Here is a 13,633-nt window from a genome sequence, read left to right as displayed (position 1 = left end):
TGCTTTTCGATTAACCTTCGCGATAACCATTTAATGAACGTTGCACCCAGATAATTACCCCCACCACAATACACGCACCGGCAGGTAACAACATCAATCCATTTCCGGGATAGTGCAAACCGATCGATTCAAAAACTTTAAAACCAAACAGGGCCCCGGAACCCAATAGCTCACGGAAGAAAGCCACGATCATCAGGATGATACCATACCCTAATCCGTTACCTAAGCCATCCATAAAAGAAGGGCCTAGTTTGTTCCCCATGGAAAATGCCTCCAGGCGACCCATTACAATACAGTTTGTAATGATAAGTCCAACGAATACGGACAGTTGTTTTGAAATATCGTAAACATATGCCTTCAACACCTGGTCCACCAGGATTACGAAAGTTGCAATAACAGCCAATTGAACAACAATACGAATGCGCGAAGGGATTGTGTTGCGAATCGCAGAAATTACAAGGCTTGAAGCAATCAACACCACCACCAAGCTCACCGCCATCGTAAAAGCAGGTTTCATCTGGGTGGTAACCGCCAGGGCCGAGCATATTCCCAATACCTGAACAGTAATCGGGTTATCGATATCCAGCGGGTTGGTTACCAATTTTCTGTTTTTCTTCGAGAAAAGCGGCTCGCTCTTCTTTACTTCTTTTACTTCAGCTACTTCCGTACTCATAAATCTACAGCGTTAGTTGCCTTGATGTTCTTTAAATAATTCTCGTATAATGAAAGATACTGCGACAGCATATTGTTTACCCCTTTGGCCGTAAGCGTAGCGCCCGACATGCCATCCACTTTGTGTTTATCACTGGAATAGTCAACGCCTTCGCCTTTCATCATTACCACCGAAACAAGGTTGTCGTTATCGTAAATCGATTTTCCCTTGTAACGGTCCTGGATTTCCTTTGAATCGATGCGCGCGCCAAGGCCTGGTGTCTCGCCTTTATGTTGATAGGAAACTCCCTGGATGGTATTCAAGTCTTCCTGCAAGGCTACAAATCCCCAAATGTTATCCCACAATCCAAAACCAAAAACGGGTAACACCACGAAGTCAATTTTTTCAGGATTACTTTCATTTCGGAATTCGTACACCGGTAGCATGCGCTGATCAGCAGGTTTTTTGTATTCAGCCAACACCACTACATCTTTAGCCTGTGCACCTTCTATTGTTTTACCTTTTGAATCCACAACAAAAGATTTCACCTTTTTGGCATACAACTCTTCAATGTTTGCACCTTTCGGTAACTCCATCACGGTTGAAAGAATGTTCTTCTTCTGTTCAAGCTCAATGTTCGCTTGTTGCTTTTCTTTCAATCCTTCGGATGCAAGCGCCAGCAAACCTCCGCACACAACGGTGAGGGCAGCGGCATATAGTACAATGTATAAGTTAGACTGTCGCACGGCTTAATCTGCGTTTTTTGTTTGCACTTACTACAACATAATCAATCAGTGGCGCCATTACGTTCATGAATAATATAGCCAGCATAATACCTTCCGGGTAAGCCGGGTTAAACACCCGGATCAACACCGTCAGTAATCCAATTAGTAACCCGTAAACCCATTTACCGGCTTCAGTTTGGGTTGCCGTTACCGGATCAGTAGCCATAAACACAGCACCAAAAGCCAATCCGCCTATGACTAAATGATAGTGGGCGGGCATGGCCATAAATTCATTAACAGCAATAAGGTTCAGGAAAGCGCCCATACCCCATGCGCCTAAAAACACACCGGCAATTATTTTCCAACTACCTACTCCGGTGGTAATCAAAATAAAGGCACCGATCAAACACATCAGTGTTGATGTTTCGCCAATACACCCGGGCATAAAACCAAAAAACATGTTGCTGAAGCTGTAAAGATTATCGGCCCAGCCGGCACCGAATGAATTGAACGCCTGCACTACACTCTCACCTTCGGTTGAGGCTTGTGCGGCAACCGCTAACGGAGTGGCACCTGAATAGCCTGCCACTGTTTTTGCACCGGAAGGAAGATAGGTCCAAACCTCACCGGAAATATTGAGCGGATAAGCAAAGTATAAGAATGCACGGGCGGTCAACGCTACGTTAAGGATATTCATACCGGTTCCGCCAAACGCTTCCTTGGCAATGACCACTGCAAAAATACTGGCCACGGCAACCTGCCAAAGCGGAATATCCGGTGGCATTACCAATGGAATAAGCATACCGGTAACCAGAAATCCTTCATTGATCGGGTGCTTACGGAAAATCGCAAATACTGCTTCCACCAAACCACCGGCCACATACGCAACCAGCACAATGGGTAGAACCTGGATTAATCCTACAGTAATAATATCACCGGCAGAAGCAGACTGACCTAACGCTAAAAAATGCTGGTAGCCTACATTCCACACACCAAAGGCAAGGCAGGGGATCATGGCAATCACCACGGTCATCATCAAGCGCTTCAGGTCAACGGCATCGCGTATTTGTGCACCGGTGGCCGGTGTAACCGTGTTGGGCGAAAAATGAAAGGTATCTAACGCTTCAAACACGTAATAGAATTTGTGGTACTTGCCACCTTTCTCAAAGTTGTGCTTGGCTTTATCTAATGTATCGCGTAAAAACTTCATATCAACTGTTTGATATTAAATCAATTCCTTCTCTCAATATAGACTGAACATTGTGCTTGGAAACATCTACAAATTCGCACAGTGCCAGATCTTCTTCTATTACTTCATAAATGCCCAACGCTTCCATCTCATCGTAATCTTCAGCGATTATTGCTTTTAACAAGTACGTTGGCAAAATGTCTATCGGTGTTACTTTTTCGAAAATACCGGTTTGTACGAATGCGCGCGGCTCGCCACGGTTGTTGCTATCCAGCACAAATTCTTTTTTCGGATTGAGGAATGACAACAGGCCAAAAGCGCGGTGAAAACTCAATTTGTTCACGGTAGGCTTTAACCATCCCATAAACTCAAAATAATCACCTTCCGGGATTACCGTTACCAACTGATCGAAGAATCCAACATAACCTTCGGTTCCGATACTCGTACCCGTTAGTACATTGCCCGACACCACCCGTACATGATCCTGCTTCAGGTTATTGGCCAGGAATTTCTTCACTGAAGCGCCAGTGTATGTTGCGTAATACTGTGGCTCTTTAACTTCAGAACCCGCAACAGCAATAACCTTTGAGGCATCATAAATCCCGTTGAGGAAAAGCTTACCTATTTGGATAACGCCAAACGGTGAAATTGTCCAGACAATGTCTCCTTTGTTTATAGGGTCAAGATGATGGATTTGAACACCAACACAACCTGACGGATGCGGGCCGGAGAATTTGTTTAACTCGGCACCCTTTACCTGTGAAAAAACAGGGGATATCTCCCTTTCCGAATGAACATTTACATGGACAGGCCCTGAGGTGAACTTCTTTAATATATCCACACCTGCCTGGAAATAATGTTCCTGACCCTTATAAACAATATTGTAATCGGGAGCCAGGGGGCTTGAATCAAACGCAGAAATAAAAATTGATTTGGGCTTTTCATTCGGATCGGCAACAACGCCAAACGGCCGTTGAACAATATTTACCCAAACACCACTTTTCAATAATTGCTCCTGTGCCTTTTCGCGTTTCAGGTTAACAATGTCTGAAACAGAGTATTTGTCGAACTGAATATACTCTACAGCTTTATCGGCCAGTATCCTAACTTCCAATAGCTTACGCTTTTCACCCCGCTTCACTTCAACCACCTCTCCGCTTACCGGAGCAGTAAACACAATGTTTTCGTGTTTCTTATCGTGAAAAAGAACAGAGCCGGCTTTAACCGAATCGCCCTCTTTTACCACCACTTTAGGCATATAAATGCCGTGAAAATCGGTAGGTTTTATGGCGAATGTTTCAGGCTGTTCGATGGTAGCTACTTTCGGTGTGGCTTTACCTGCAAGATTGATGTTGAAGCCCTTCTTTAACCGGATGAATTTGCCCATGAGTACGGGTTAATTTTTGTTAGATCGGGGGCAAAATTAGTGATTAATCTGACATTAAAAAGGCTTTTTGGTGCCAGGCGGATCACAGAATTTAACCTTCAAACGATGAACATTTTCAAGGCGAAAATGTTCGAAAATTTAGGCTCCGACAATCTTTGATATGGCCATCCGGATGACCTGGTCAACCTGCTCATCGATGGTAATGTGGGTAGTGTCAATCACCACGGCATCATCGGCCTGCCGCAGTGGGCTTTCGGCCCGTGTAGTGTCGATAAGGTCACGCTTTTTAATATTTTCGATAACATCATCCAGGTCAACCAGGCGATCTTGATCAAGCCACTCGCGCTGCCTGCGAAAAGCCCGCACCAGCATATCGGCCGTCATGAACAATTTAAGTTCGGCTTGCGGAAAAACCACTGTTCCGATATCGCGGCCATCCATAACAATGCCCTTATCCTTACCGAGTTTGCGTTGCTGGGCAACCATAGCCTCGCGCACGGCTTTCAGGGTGCTTACCGGGCTTACCTGCTCCGACACCCGCAGCTGACGGATTTCCTGTTCAACGCTAAGTCCGTTTAAGAAGGTTTCGGTGACTTTTTTTGCATTAACCTTAAACGAAATATTGATTTGTTTCAGTGCCCGCTCTACTTCCTTGGGGTTGGTTAATGCTACGTGATGATCTAAAAAGTAAAGTGTTACCGCGCGGTACATGGCACCCGAATCGATGTACCGATACCCTAGAATTTTGGCTACTTCCTTGGCTGTTGTGCTTTTTCCGCAGGCTGAGTAGCCATCAATGGCAACTACGATTTTATTCAGCTTCATCAGCAATCTTTTTGCGGACAGGGAATGGGTTTACCGGGCTTGAGGCGCTTGTGCTTCTTCTGTGAGGCACAATCCGAAAACATGATCGCCAACAGTACCAATAGTATTGGAAAAATTCGCTTGAAAGAAAGGATGCTTTTCATGCTGGCAAGTTAGGATGAAACCGGAACTTTGAAAAACCAGTTCAACCCTTCGTCTTGTCCTGATAACTCATTTTAAAACCGATTTTCTGACCTCCGCCCAGATCGGGGGTATGTTCAATTTTCTGGTGCAAGGTGATAAACCTCACTTGCGGATAAGGCGGGGCCATCAGGTCGTTTTCAATGGCTATGGCCACGGCCAGCTTTACCAGGGCATTCAGGTTTTCGGGTTGAAGCGGGGCATCCGAAACTTTATTGAACAAGTAGGCCAGCCTTCCTTCACCTTCAACGAAAAAACGATTTTCATGATTAACCATTAACCGCGCCAGCAAATACCCCGGGTCGTTGATGCGGTTGAACTTGAGCGAGTCGGACATGAAATTGTAAATCATGATCTGACCATAGTACTTATTGAATTCATTTTGCTGCGTGTACGGATCTTTCATTACAAAATGTTCAGCATCAAACGTAACCACGTTGGTGTGCAAAACAAAGATCAGCAGGTCGCCTGCCACTTTAACATGAAACTCATGATCACCGACTTGTTTAAAATACACGGTAACATCATCATCGGCAGGGTGAGCTTTTTTGCTGAGTTCATTTACAATCCGTTCCGATTCACTGGCCAGGATTTTAAATGCCGCCAACAAATGTTTGTAGGTTTTTTGCTTGGCCGTTGATTTACTCTCCAGCAATTGCGTAATGTAGGCAATATGATCCTGATCCGTTTCCATACTGTTTGGGTTTGAGGCTTGCAAAATAATCAAAATACCTCGTCCTTTTAGGGCAAAGGAAAAACGCCAGCTCCAGGTTTTGCGTTACAGCAATATCCGATTTAACTTGACAACACTTTAACATTAAGAAGTATGGCAGAACAAACAAAAGAAGGTCAGGCAGAGAAACTATTTCAAAAGTTCGGCAAAAAAGTAGATAAATTTCTGGAAGAACTTGATGAGGCAGGCGGCAAACTTAATAAAGAGTTTGAAGTAAAGTATGAAGAACTAAAACAAGCCGCTGAAAAACTAAAAAAGGAAGCAGAGAATAAAGAGCGCTGGAAAGAAGTTGAAGCCAGCCTGAAAAAAGCCGGTAAGGAATTGGAGAATGCTTTGAAGGCTGCGTTTAAGAAGAAGCAGTAGGTAAGTTGTTCGTTGTTGGTTATTAGTTGTTGGTAAATACAATCGCATGATTATAAGCTAACAACTAACAACTAACAACCACCAACTAACAACGATCACCCCTAAACCTTCACCGTCTTCCACTTGCCCCTTCTGAAAATGAGTATGCCCACCACCGCCAGTGCCGACTCGGCCACAACAATAGCCACGTACACTCCTTTCGGCCCCATGTTTAGTAAAATTGCCAATGCATACGCCAGCGGAATCTGAAACATCCAAAAAGCAAAGAAATTTAAAATGGTGGGCGTGCGTGTATCGCCCGCTCCATTAAACGATTGCGCTACCACCATACCGTAAGCATAAAAAATGTACCCTATTGCCACAATCTGTAAACATTGTGTTGCATTAGCCAGTACTACAACCTCGGTGGTAAATAATTCAACAATGGGTTTGGCGAGTGTCAAAAACGTTACCGTGATAAACGCCATAAACAACATGTTAAAAAACCCGGTGCGCCACACCGATTGTTCCGCACGCTCCGGTTGTCCGGCCCCCAAATTCTGCCCGACTAATGTTGCCGCTGCATTGGCCATACCCCATGCCGGTAAAATGGCAAAAACAATTACGCGTATAGCAATGGTATAACCAGCCAGCGCTTCACTACCAAAGGTTGAAACGATCCGAACCAGGAAAATCCAGCTTGCAGATGCAATGATAAACTGGCCCGTTCCGCCTGCAGAGACTTTTATCAGTCGCCCGATCAGACCAAAATCGATCGGAAGGTTCTGACGATGAATTTTGATCAATCCCTTTCCATATATTAAATGTGATATCTGATAAAGTACACCAATGCCCCGGCCAATGGTGGTGGCAATGGCTGCTCCTTCAACACCAAATGCGGGTATCGGACCGAAACCGAAAATAAAAATCGGATCGAGAATAATATTCAATGCATTGGATAGTATAAGCACCCGCATGGCCAGGGAAGCATCACCGGCACCGCGAAAAATGGCATTGATCAAAAAGATCAGCATAACGGTTATGTTACCGCCCAGCATCCAACGGGTATACCCTGAGCCTGATGCGATAACCGATTCGGATGCACCCATCAGACCCAGAATATTTTCTGCGAAAAATAATCCAACGATGCTTATGGCAATAGAAATTCCTATTGCCAGGTAAATGGCCTGCACACCGGCTTTTGCTGCCGCAGGAATATCACCTTCGCCCACCCTGCGTGCAACCATAGCGGTAGCGCCCATGCTCAACCCAATGGCCAGTGAATACACCAGCGTTAGAACCGATTCGGTGAGGCTAACCGTAGCCAACGCATCAACACCAAGCCGGCTTACATAAAAGGCATCCACTACGGCAAATAGCGATTCCATCGACATCTCCAGGATCATCGGTATCGACAACATGAAGATGGCCTTGTCGATACTGCCGGAAGTATAGCTTTGCTCCTCGCCTTTGAGGGCCTGTTTGAATAAACGAAATATTGAAATTGCTTTTGTGAAAAAAGACATACCTATGAAGTTAAAGAATGATAAATAAGGAATACAAAAAAGATTTGGTGCGAAACCAAATCAAATCCAGTGACAGCTCCTGACAGGATGCCGCACGGATTTTAGAAGGTGGACTTAATGAGCTTCATAGGCAAAAAGGGCTGTGGCTTGTAAGGCCGATGGCAAAGATCACGAAAAAGCGGAGAAAAGGTTACGGTGAGCTGCTTTATTTTTCCAACTTTTATGGCTGACAAAGGGTCTATTGATGTGCATGGATACCTAAACGCACAAGTCCGATGAAAAGAATAGTTCTGATTCTACCTTTAATTATTTCGTTTGCCTGTCAGGATGCAGGAGTTTCACCCGACAACCCGCCTAACCTGAGGACACTTTCTGCGGCTGAGGTTCAGGTGTCGAAGAGTTCAAATGACTTTGCGTTTAACCTTTTCAGAAACCTGCCTACACCGGAAACCGACAATGCATTCATTTCGCCACTCAGTGTAAGCATGGCGCTTGGCATGTTGCTGAATGGTGCCGAAGGTGATGTGCGTCAGAGCATACTCAATACCATCGACTTTAAGGATTATACGGCTGAAGAAGTGAATGAAGGATTCAGAGATCTGACCAAACTGCTGTTATCCATGGACAGGAAAATAAATTTCGGCTTGGCTAATTCAGTTTGGTACCGAAATGATTTAACCGTTAAAAATCAATTCTCATCCGTGATCCAAAACCATTATGATGGGATAGTAAAGGGTCTTGACTTCGCCAATCCTGCCTCAAAGGACATCATCAACCAGTGGGTAGAAAGTAAAACCAACAACCGTATTAAAGACCTCATTAACCAAATTAACCCGAATGAAGTGATGTTCCTGGTGAACGCCATCTACTTTAAGGGCGACTGGACGCACCAGTTTGATAAATCGAAAACAAAGAAAGCACCCTTTACTACTTTGAGTGGAGCAACAACCCAGGTTGACATGATGTTCTCAAAAGGTGTGTCGATGAAATACAAATCCACACCAGATTTTCAGTTGTTGGATTTGCCTTATGGCAATGGCCAGTTCAGGTTCACGATTTTGATGCCGCATGAGCATTCAGGCATACTGGATTTAACAGAAACCATCAATGCCCAAGCGTTCAACAGCACTATTCATTCAGCAGACTCCATCAGTGTAGAACTTGAACTACCAAAGTTTAAAATGACCTGGAAGGATGATCTCAAGCCATCCCTCACAAAAATGGGAATGCTGATGGTTGGCTTTCCGCTTCTTTTTGAAGGGCCAACTCCCCCTATTCAGGTGGGTCGGGTAATTCATCAATCGTTTTTAGAAGTTAACGAAGAGGGTTCAGAAGCTGCCGCTGCAACGGCCATAGGAATGGTGTTCACCAGTGTTGGACCTTCAAAGCCAACTAAAATCACAATTGACAAACCCTTCCTGTTTATGATCCGGGAAAAACATAGTGGCGTGATTTTGTTCATGGGCCAGTTAACCAATCCGGCCTCGTTGCAGAACTAAACCGTTGTGGTGTCGTAAACAACTACCTTGATCCACAACGAAGAACATTCCTCAACAAATTTCTTGTGAATCGGGTGTTCCTGGTAGTTGTTCTGGCCTTCCACATCGTCAAAGAAAATCAGTTCTGATACACTAAAACTGTTGTCGACTACTTCGCGCTTTTCAGTTGAGGCGGGTACACCAATGTGTAGTTCACGAACCGTTTCAATACCACGCAAGGTGCGTATACCGGCAATAAGCTTATCGCGATCAGCTGTTGATTGCGGATTTTTCAACCAGAAATATACCTGGTGCAGGAGTTTTGATTTTTTCATTAACGATGTTGGCGCAGCCACAGCACTTACGCTGAGCAGTGAGGCTGTGGTGATAAAGGTTTTACGGTTCATGATATGAAGTAAAGTATTTTTTATCAAACCCCCTCTATTCCTCCCCCGATTCGGGGGAGGTGTCCGAAGGACGGAGGGGGTTTTCCTCGAATTCACTATCTTTTCCAACTCATTCAAATACACATGCACTTTTTCCAAACCGATAAAACCAAGCATTTCATTCCTCAATACAAACAATTCCTGGAAGAACACCTTTACCCGATGGAATTGGATGTACTGACAAAACCCTTTCGCCAATCGCTACCAAAACTCCAAGCGCTTCGAACAAAAGCAAAAACTTTAGGATTGTTCAATCCGCATCTTGCAGAAAAAGACGGTGGCCTTGGACTCACTCTGGTTGAGTTTGCTCAAGTAAGTGAATTGCTGGGCACATCACCACTCGGTCATTATATTTTTAACTGCAACGCACCGGATATTGGTAACATGGAGCTGATGCATGAATTTGCTTCGGATGCATTAAAAGAAAAATACCTTAAGCCTTTGCAACGTGGTGAAATCCGCTCATGCTTTGCCATGACCGAACCTGAATTTGCCGGATCAAATCCGGTGAACATGGGCACAACAGCCAAACGGGTTGACAATAACTATGTTATCAATGGTCATAAATGGTTTACCTCCAGTGCCGATGGTGCAGCCTTTACCATAGTGATGGCAGTGACTGACCCGGACAATAAAAATCCATATGAGCGTGCCAGCATGATTTTGGTGCCGTTACCACATAAAGGCGTTGAATTGGTTCGAAATATTCCGGTGATGGGCGATGCCGGTGAAGATTACCTTAGTCATGCCGAATTGAAATTCACCAACTGCACGGTACCCGTTACCAATCGCATAGGTGAGGAAGGAAAAGGTTTTGTGTTAGCCCAGGCTCGCCTCGGGCCGGGCCGCATTCATCATTGCATGCGGTGGATCGGCATCTGCGAACATGCATTCGATATGTTGTGCAAGCGTGCCGCCACCCGACAACTCGATGAACACAAAATGCTCGGTCATCAGCAGGTAATACAACACTGGATTGCCGAATGTCGTGCTAACATTACGGCAGCGCGCCTGATGGTGCTGCACACGGCACATGCCATGGAAGCACAAGGTGCAAAAGCCGTAAAAGAGGAAATTTCTACCATCAAATTTTTTGTTGCAAATGTATTGATTGACGTGCTCGACAAAGCCATACAAGTACACGGAGCATTGGGCATCACCGATGATACACTCCTCTCCTTCTGGTATCGTCATGAACGAGCAGCACGCATTTACGATGGACCCGATGAGGTGCATAAATCGGCTCTCGCAAAAAGTATTTTGAAACAATATGGATTGAAATTTTAATGGAACAACTGACACCAGACCAACCCGTTACCGGGCGTGAACATGAGATGCCGGATGTACGCAAGTTGAATACTTATCTCAAAAGTATAGCACCTCATTTCGGTGAAGTGCTGGAGATCAAACAATTTCCAAGCGGATATTCCAACCTCACCTTCTGTTTAAAAACAGCAACGCAGGAATATATCTTACGCAGACCACCACTTGGTGCTAATATTAAATCCGCACACGATATGGGTCGTGAGTTTGTGGTGCTTACGCGATTAAAGGTGCATTTCGGAAAAATTCCATCACCCATTATCCATTGTGAAGATGAATCGGTGATTGGTGCTCCGTTTTACATCATGCAGCGGTTGCACGGCATCATTCTGCGGGCCAGCCATGCGCAACAACTCAAGCTTTCACCAGAAATTCTCAAATCCATTTCAGAAGCATTGGTGGATACATTGGTGGAACTTCACGCCATTGATATTTACAAAACCGGGTTAGATCAACTCGGCAAACCGGAAGGCTATGTGCAACGACAGGTGGAAGGCTGGAGTAAGCGTTACTATGCAGCCGAAACGGATTCAATTGACCACATGAATCAACTGGCAGATTGGCTGAAGCAACAACAACCTTCACCACAACAGCCCGCATTCCTCCACAACGATTTTAAATACGACAATGTTATTCTTGATCCCGATAACCTGAGCAAAATTATCGGTGTACTCGATTGGGAGATGGCCACCGTGGGCGATCCGCTTATGGACCTTGGTGCAAGTTTAGCCTATTGGAGTGAAGCCGGTGACAATCCGGTGTTGCAAAGTTTTAATCTTACGGCACTACCGGGAAATTTAACACGACAAGAAGTGGCCGCCCGATACGCCACAAAAAGTGGTCGTGATGTTTCGGGTATTCATTTTTATTATGTGTTCGGATTATTCAAGAATGCGGTAATTGCACAACAGATTTATGCGCGTTGGAAACAAGGCTTTTCAAAAGACCCGCGCTTTGGCGGACTGATCCACGTGATCAAAGCGTTGGCCAAACAAGGTGTGGAATCAGTGACTACTCAGAAAATATAATAGTCTCAGTCTTACAATTCCTGGTGATGTGTAACTATCAACTATCAACTATCAACTAAGAACTAAGAACTAATGTTAATATTAACCAAACAATTCCCACACAAGCGCGCCTTTATTACCGGTGCGGCTTCCGGATTAGGCAAAGCACTGAGTCTTCATCTGGCAGTCGATGGCTGGACAATTGGGATCAGTGATGTAAATATCGAAGCACTAAAGGCTACGCATCATGAAATTGAACAAGCGGGCGGCAAAGCGATTTCCTTTCAACTTGATGTATCCGATAAAGTAGCATACAAAAAAGTTGCTGATGATTTTTTAAAGCAAACCGGAGGAATAGATTTACTCGTGAACAATGCCGGTGTGGGCGATGGCGGAAAGTTTGAAGAGTATTCCCTTGATAACTGGGAGTGGATGGTTCGGATTAATCAGTTTGGTGTTATATACGGCTGCCATCACTTCATTCCCACCTTTAAAAAACAGCAATCGGGGCAGATCATGAACATTGCCAGCATTGCCGGTGTAAGTTGTGCCCCACAAATGGGCGCCTACAACATGACTAAGGCTGCCGTTATCGCTATGAGCGAAACACTGTATGGTGAATTAATGGACGATAATATTCGCGTATCATGCGTTATGCCCTCGTATTTCAAAACGAACATCGCTAAGGGTGTGCGCGGAGGTGACCGGATTAAAAAAATTACGCAAACATTCATTGAACGCTCAGGATTTCAGGCAACAGAAATTGCACAGGAAATTTTAGTTCGTGCCGGAAAGGGAGAACTCTATATTATCTTACCAAAAGCGGCACGCAAAATATGGATGATGAAGAGACTTATGCCAACCCGGTTGAGAAGGATAGTAAAAGAAAAGTATATGCAAGCGATTGGGAGGATTCGGTAATAAACAAATTACCGCTACTCAGGCACTTGTCAGGCTCACCCCACCCCTAACCCCTCCCCTGTGGGGAGGGGAATTAAAAATGAAATCCACGAGCAGGCTCAGTCTTTACAAATTAATTCACTCATTAAAGTACTCCTCTTTACTCCCCTCCCCTGTGGGGAGGGGCTGGGGGTGGGGTTCACATTTCCAACCTGAGCTATCTACTTTTATTTCTTATACTCACCAGGTAGTCTGGCTAATATTTTTAGCAGCTTTTAAAATATCCCTGCGGCTTACTTGCCCTATCAGCACACCATTATCCACAATGGGTAATCTGCGAATCGGGCTGTTCAAAAATTCATTGGCGGCTTCAACCACATCGCTGGTGGATGATAGTGTTTTCACTTTTGCTGTCATGTAATCCGAAACCTTGCGGTCGGAAGTGGGCAGGTTATGGTAGGCCTGATCAACGATAATCCGCAGGCAATCTTTCTCTGAAATAATACCCACAAGTTTGCGATCTTTATCCAGCACTGGAGCACCGGATATGCCTTTATTAATGATGATATCAATTACTTCCTGGATGGTTTGGTCAGGTGAGAAGGTTATTAAGCTTCCAGCGTTTACCATGTACTGGGTTACCGATTCATACTTGGGCTGTCCCGCAGCCATTTCTTCCTTCGATTTCATTGCCGGTTTAAAATTCATAAGGCGTAATAGGTTTAGTTGTGGGGTTTAGTTTTGCTGAAATACGGGCTGAAAATCAATTTTAATGGTTCAGTCCTATTCCTTGTTTTTATGAATGTACAAAAAAAATCCAAACGAAAAATGCGCCTGTTAACATACCGGGTATGCTGTTGATGAATATCAAGCCAAAAACATGACGATAATCATAAGAATTAATGCCTGGTACCTATAGT

At 44.6% G+C, this 13,633-nt stretch carries 15 protein-coding genes; 5 read left to right on the top strand and 10 right to left on the bottom strand.

What is annotated here, in order from left to right; translation table 11 throughout:
* Positions 1–10: 10 nt before the first annotated feature.
* The 7 genes from KIT51_05945 to KIT51_05915 form a co-directional block, all read right to left on the bottom strand.
* Complete coding sequence (locus tag KIT51_05945; protein ID UYN87794.1) at positions 11–673, bottom strand: NADH:ubiquinone reductase (Na(+)-transporting) subunit D; 663 nt, start codon at positions 671–673, stop codon at positions 11–13.
* On the bottom strand, positions 670–1,398 hold the full coding sequence (nqrC, locus tag KIT51_05940) for an NADH:ubiquinone reductase (Na(+)-transporting) subunit C (protein UYN87793.1): 729 nt from the start codon (positions 1,396–1,398) through the stop codon (positions 670–672). The genes KIT51_05945 and nqrC overlap by 4 nt, the downstream gene beginning before the upstream one ends.
* Positions 1,385–2,587 carry an NADH:ubiquinone reductase (Na(+)-transporting) subunit B gene (locus KIT51_05935; GenBank protein ID UYN87792.1) on the bottom strand — a complete coding sequence of 401 codons (1,203 nt, stop codon included), beginning with the start codon at positions 2,585–2,587 and terminating at the stop codon, positions 1,385–1,387. Before KIT51_05935 ends, nqrC begins: the two co-directional genes overlap by 14 nt.
* A gap of 1 nt (position 2,588) precedes the next feature.
* Entirely contained in the window at positions 2,589–3,953 is a 1,365-nt protein-coding gene (locus KIT51_05930) for a Na(+)-translocating NADH-quinone reductase subunit A (GenBank protein ID UYN87791.1), read from the bottom strand.
* Between the two features lie 138 nt (positions 3,954–4,091).
* Positions 4,092–4,772: a (d)CMP kinase gene (gene cmk, locus KIT51_05925; GenBank protein ID UYN88508.1), complete on the bottom strand. Its 681-nt coding sequence runs from the start codon at positions 4,770–4,772 to the stop codon at positions 4,092–4,094.
* A gap of 5 nt (positions 4,773–4,777) precedes the next feature.
* Positions 4,778–4,921, bottom strand: coding sequence for a hypothetical protein (locus tag KIT51_05920; protein ID UYN87790.1), 144 nt, complete (start codon positions 4,919–4,921; stop codon positions 4,778–4,780).
* A gap of 41 nt (positions 4,922–4,962) precedes the next feature.
* Complete coding sequence (locus KIT51_05915) at positions 4,963–5,652, bottom strand: hypothetical protein (GenBank protein ID UYN87789.1); 690 nt, start codon at positions 5,650–5,652, stop codon at positions 4,963–4,965.
* 132 nt (positions 5,653–5,784) lie between these two features.
* Here KIT51_05915 and KIT51_05910 point away from each other — a divergent pair, with 132 nt between their 5' ends.
* Entirely contained in the window at positions 5,785–6,054 is a 270-nt protein-coding gene (locus KIT51_05910; protein UYN87788.1) for a hypothetical protein, read from the top strand.
* 101 nt (positions 6,055–6,155) lie between these two features.
* Here KIT51_05910 and KIT51_05905 read toward each other — a convergent pair whose 3' ends face one another.
* Positions 6,156–7,559 (bottom strand): MATE family efflux transporter, encoded by a 1,404-nt coding sequence (locus tag KIT51_05905; GenBank protein ID UYN87787.1) that lies wholly within the window; start codon positions 7,557–7,559, stop codon positions 6,156–6,158.
* Between the two features lie 275 nt (positions 7,560–7,834).
* Between KIT51_05905 and KIT51_05900 the strand changes: the two genes are divergently transcribed.
* Positions 7,835–9,058: a serpin family protein gene (locus KIT51_05900; protein UYN87786.1), complete on the top strand. Its 1,224-nt coding sequence runs from the start codon at positions 7,835–7,837 to the stop codon at positions 9,056–9,058.
* Here KIT51_05900 and KIT51_05895 read toward each other — a convergent pair.
* The gene (locus tag KIT51_05895) at positions 9,055–9,444 is read right to left on the bottom strand and encodes a Dabb family protein (protein ID UYN87785.1); all 390 of its coding nucleotides are present in this window, start codon (positions 9,442–9,444) and stop codon (positions 9,055–9,057) included. The genes KIT51_05900 and KIT51_05895 overlap by 4 nt on opposite strands.
* A gap of 123 nt (positions 9,445–9,567) precedes the next feature.
* Here KIT51_05895 and KIT51_05890 point away from each other — a divergent pair, with 123 nt between their 5' ends.
* The 3 genes from KIT51_05890 (at position 9,568) to KIT51_05880 (ending at position 12,734) form a co-directional block, all read left to right on the top strand.
* Entirely contained in the window at positions 9,568–10,770 is a 1,203-nt protein-coding gene (locus tag KIT51_05890) for an acyl-CoA dehydrogenase family protein (GenBank protein ID UYN87784.1), read from the top strand.
* Positions 10,770–11,834, top strand: coding sequence for a phosphotransferase family protein (locus KIT51_05885; GenBank protein ID UYN87783.1), 1,065 nt, complete (start codon positions 10,770–10,772; stop codon positions 11,832–11,834). Before KIT51_05890 ends, KIT51_05885 begins: the two co-directional genes overlap by 1 nt.
* Before the next feature lie 72 nt (positions 11,835–11,906).
* Positions 11,907–12,734, top strand: a complete 828-nt coding sequence (locus tag KIT51_05880; GenBank protein ID UYN87782.1) for an SDR family NAD(P)-dependent oxidoreductase — start codon at positions 11,907–11,909, stop codon at positions 12,732–12,734.
* 219 nt (positions 12,735–12,953) lie between these two features.
* Here KIT51_05880 and KIT51_05875 read toward each other — a convergent pair whose 3' ends face one another.
* The gene (locus tag KIT51_05875) at positions 12,954–13,421 is read right to left on the bottom strand and encodes a CBS domain-containing protein (protein ID UYN87781.1); all 468 of its coding nucleotides are present in this window, start codon (positions 13,419–13,421) and stop codon (positions 12,954–12,956) included.
* Positions 13,422–13,633: the final 212 nt, after the last annotated feature.

Source organism: Cyclobacteriaceae bacterium (assembly GCA_025808415.1).
GTDB lineage: Bacteria > Bacteroidota > Bacteroidia > Cytophagales > Cyclobacteriaceae > UBA2336.
Note: the sequence above shows the minus strand (reverse complement) of the source record. Positions and strands in the feature narration are given on the sequence as shown.

What these genes read in the sequence shown, in the direction of transcription:
- KIT51_05945 (UYN87794.1), bottom strand. Translation starts at nt 673, where the DNA reads ATGAGTACGGAAGTAGCTGAAGTAAAAGAAGTAAAGAAGAGCGAGCCG.
- KIT51_05935 (UYN87792.1), bottom strand. Translation starts at nt 2,587, where the DNA reads ATGAAGTTTTTACGCGATACATTAGATAAAGCCAAGCACAACTTTGAG.
- KIT51_05930 (UYN87791.1), bottom strand. Translation starts at nt 3,953, where the DNA reads ATGGGCAAATTCATCCGGTTAAAGAAGGGCTTCAACATCAATCTTGCA.
- KIT51_05920 (UYN87790.1), bottom strand. Translation starts at nt 4,921, where the DNA reads ATGAAAAGCATCCTTTCTTTCAAGCGAATTTTTCCAATACTATTGGTA.
- KIT51_05915 (UYN87789.1), bottom strand. Translation starts at nt 5,652, where the DNA reads ATGGAAACGGATCAGGATCATATTGCCTACATTACGCAATTGCTGGAG.
- KIT51_05910 (UYN87788.1), top strand. Translation starts at nt 5,785, where the DNA reads ATGGCAGAACAAACAAAAGAAGGTCAGGCAGAGAAACTATTTCAAAAG.
- KIT51_05905 (UYN87787.1), bottom strand. Translation starts at nt 7,559, where the DNA reads ATGTCTTTTTTCACAAAAGCAATTTCAATATTTCGTTTATTCAAACAG.
- KIT51_05900 (UYN87786.1), top strand. Translation starts at nt 7,835, where the DNA reads ATGAAAAGAATAGTTCTGATTCTACCTTTAATTATTTCGTTTGCCTGT.
- KIT51_05895 (UYN87785.1), bottom strand. Translation starts at nt 9,444, where the DNA reads ATGAACCGTAAAACCTTTATCACCACAGCCTCACTGCTCAGCGTAAGT.
- KIT51_05890 (UYN87784.1), top strand. Translation starts at nt 9,568, where the DNA reads ATGCACTTTTTCCAAACCGATAAAACCAAGCATTTCATTCCTCAATAC.
- KIT51_05885 (UYN87783.1), top strand. Translation starts at nt 10,770, where the DNA reads ATGGAACAACTGACACCAGACCAACCCGTTACCGGGCGTGAACATGAG.
- KIT51_05880 (UYN87782.1), top strand. Translation starts at nt 11,907, where the DNA reads ATGTTAATATTAACCAAACAATTCCCACACAAGCGCGCCTTTATTACC.
- KIT51_05875 (UYN87781.1), bottom strand. Translation starts at nt 13,421, where the DNA reads ATGAATTTTAAACCGGCAATGAAATCGAAGGAAGAAATGGCTGCGGGA.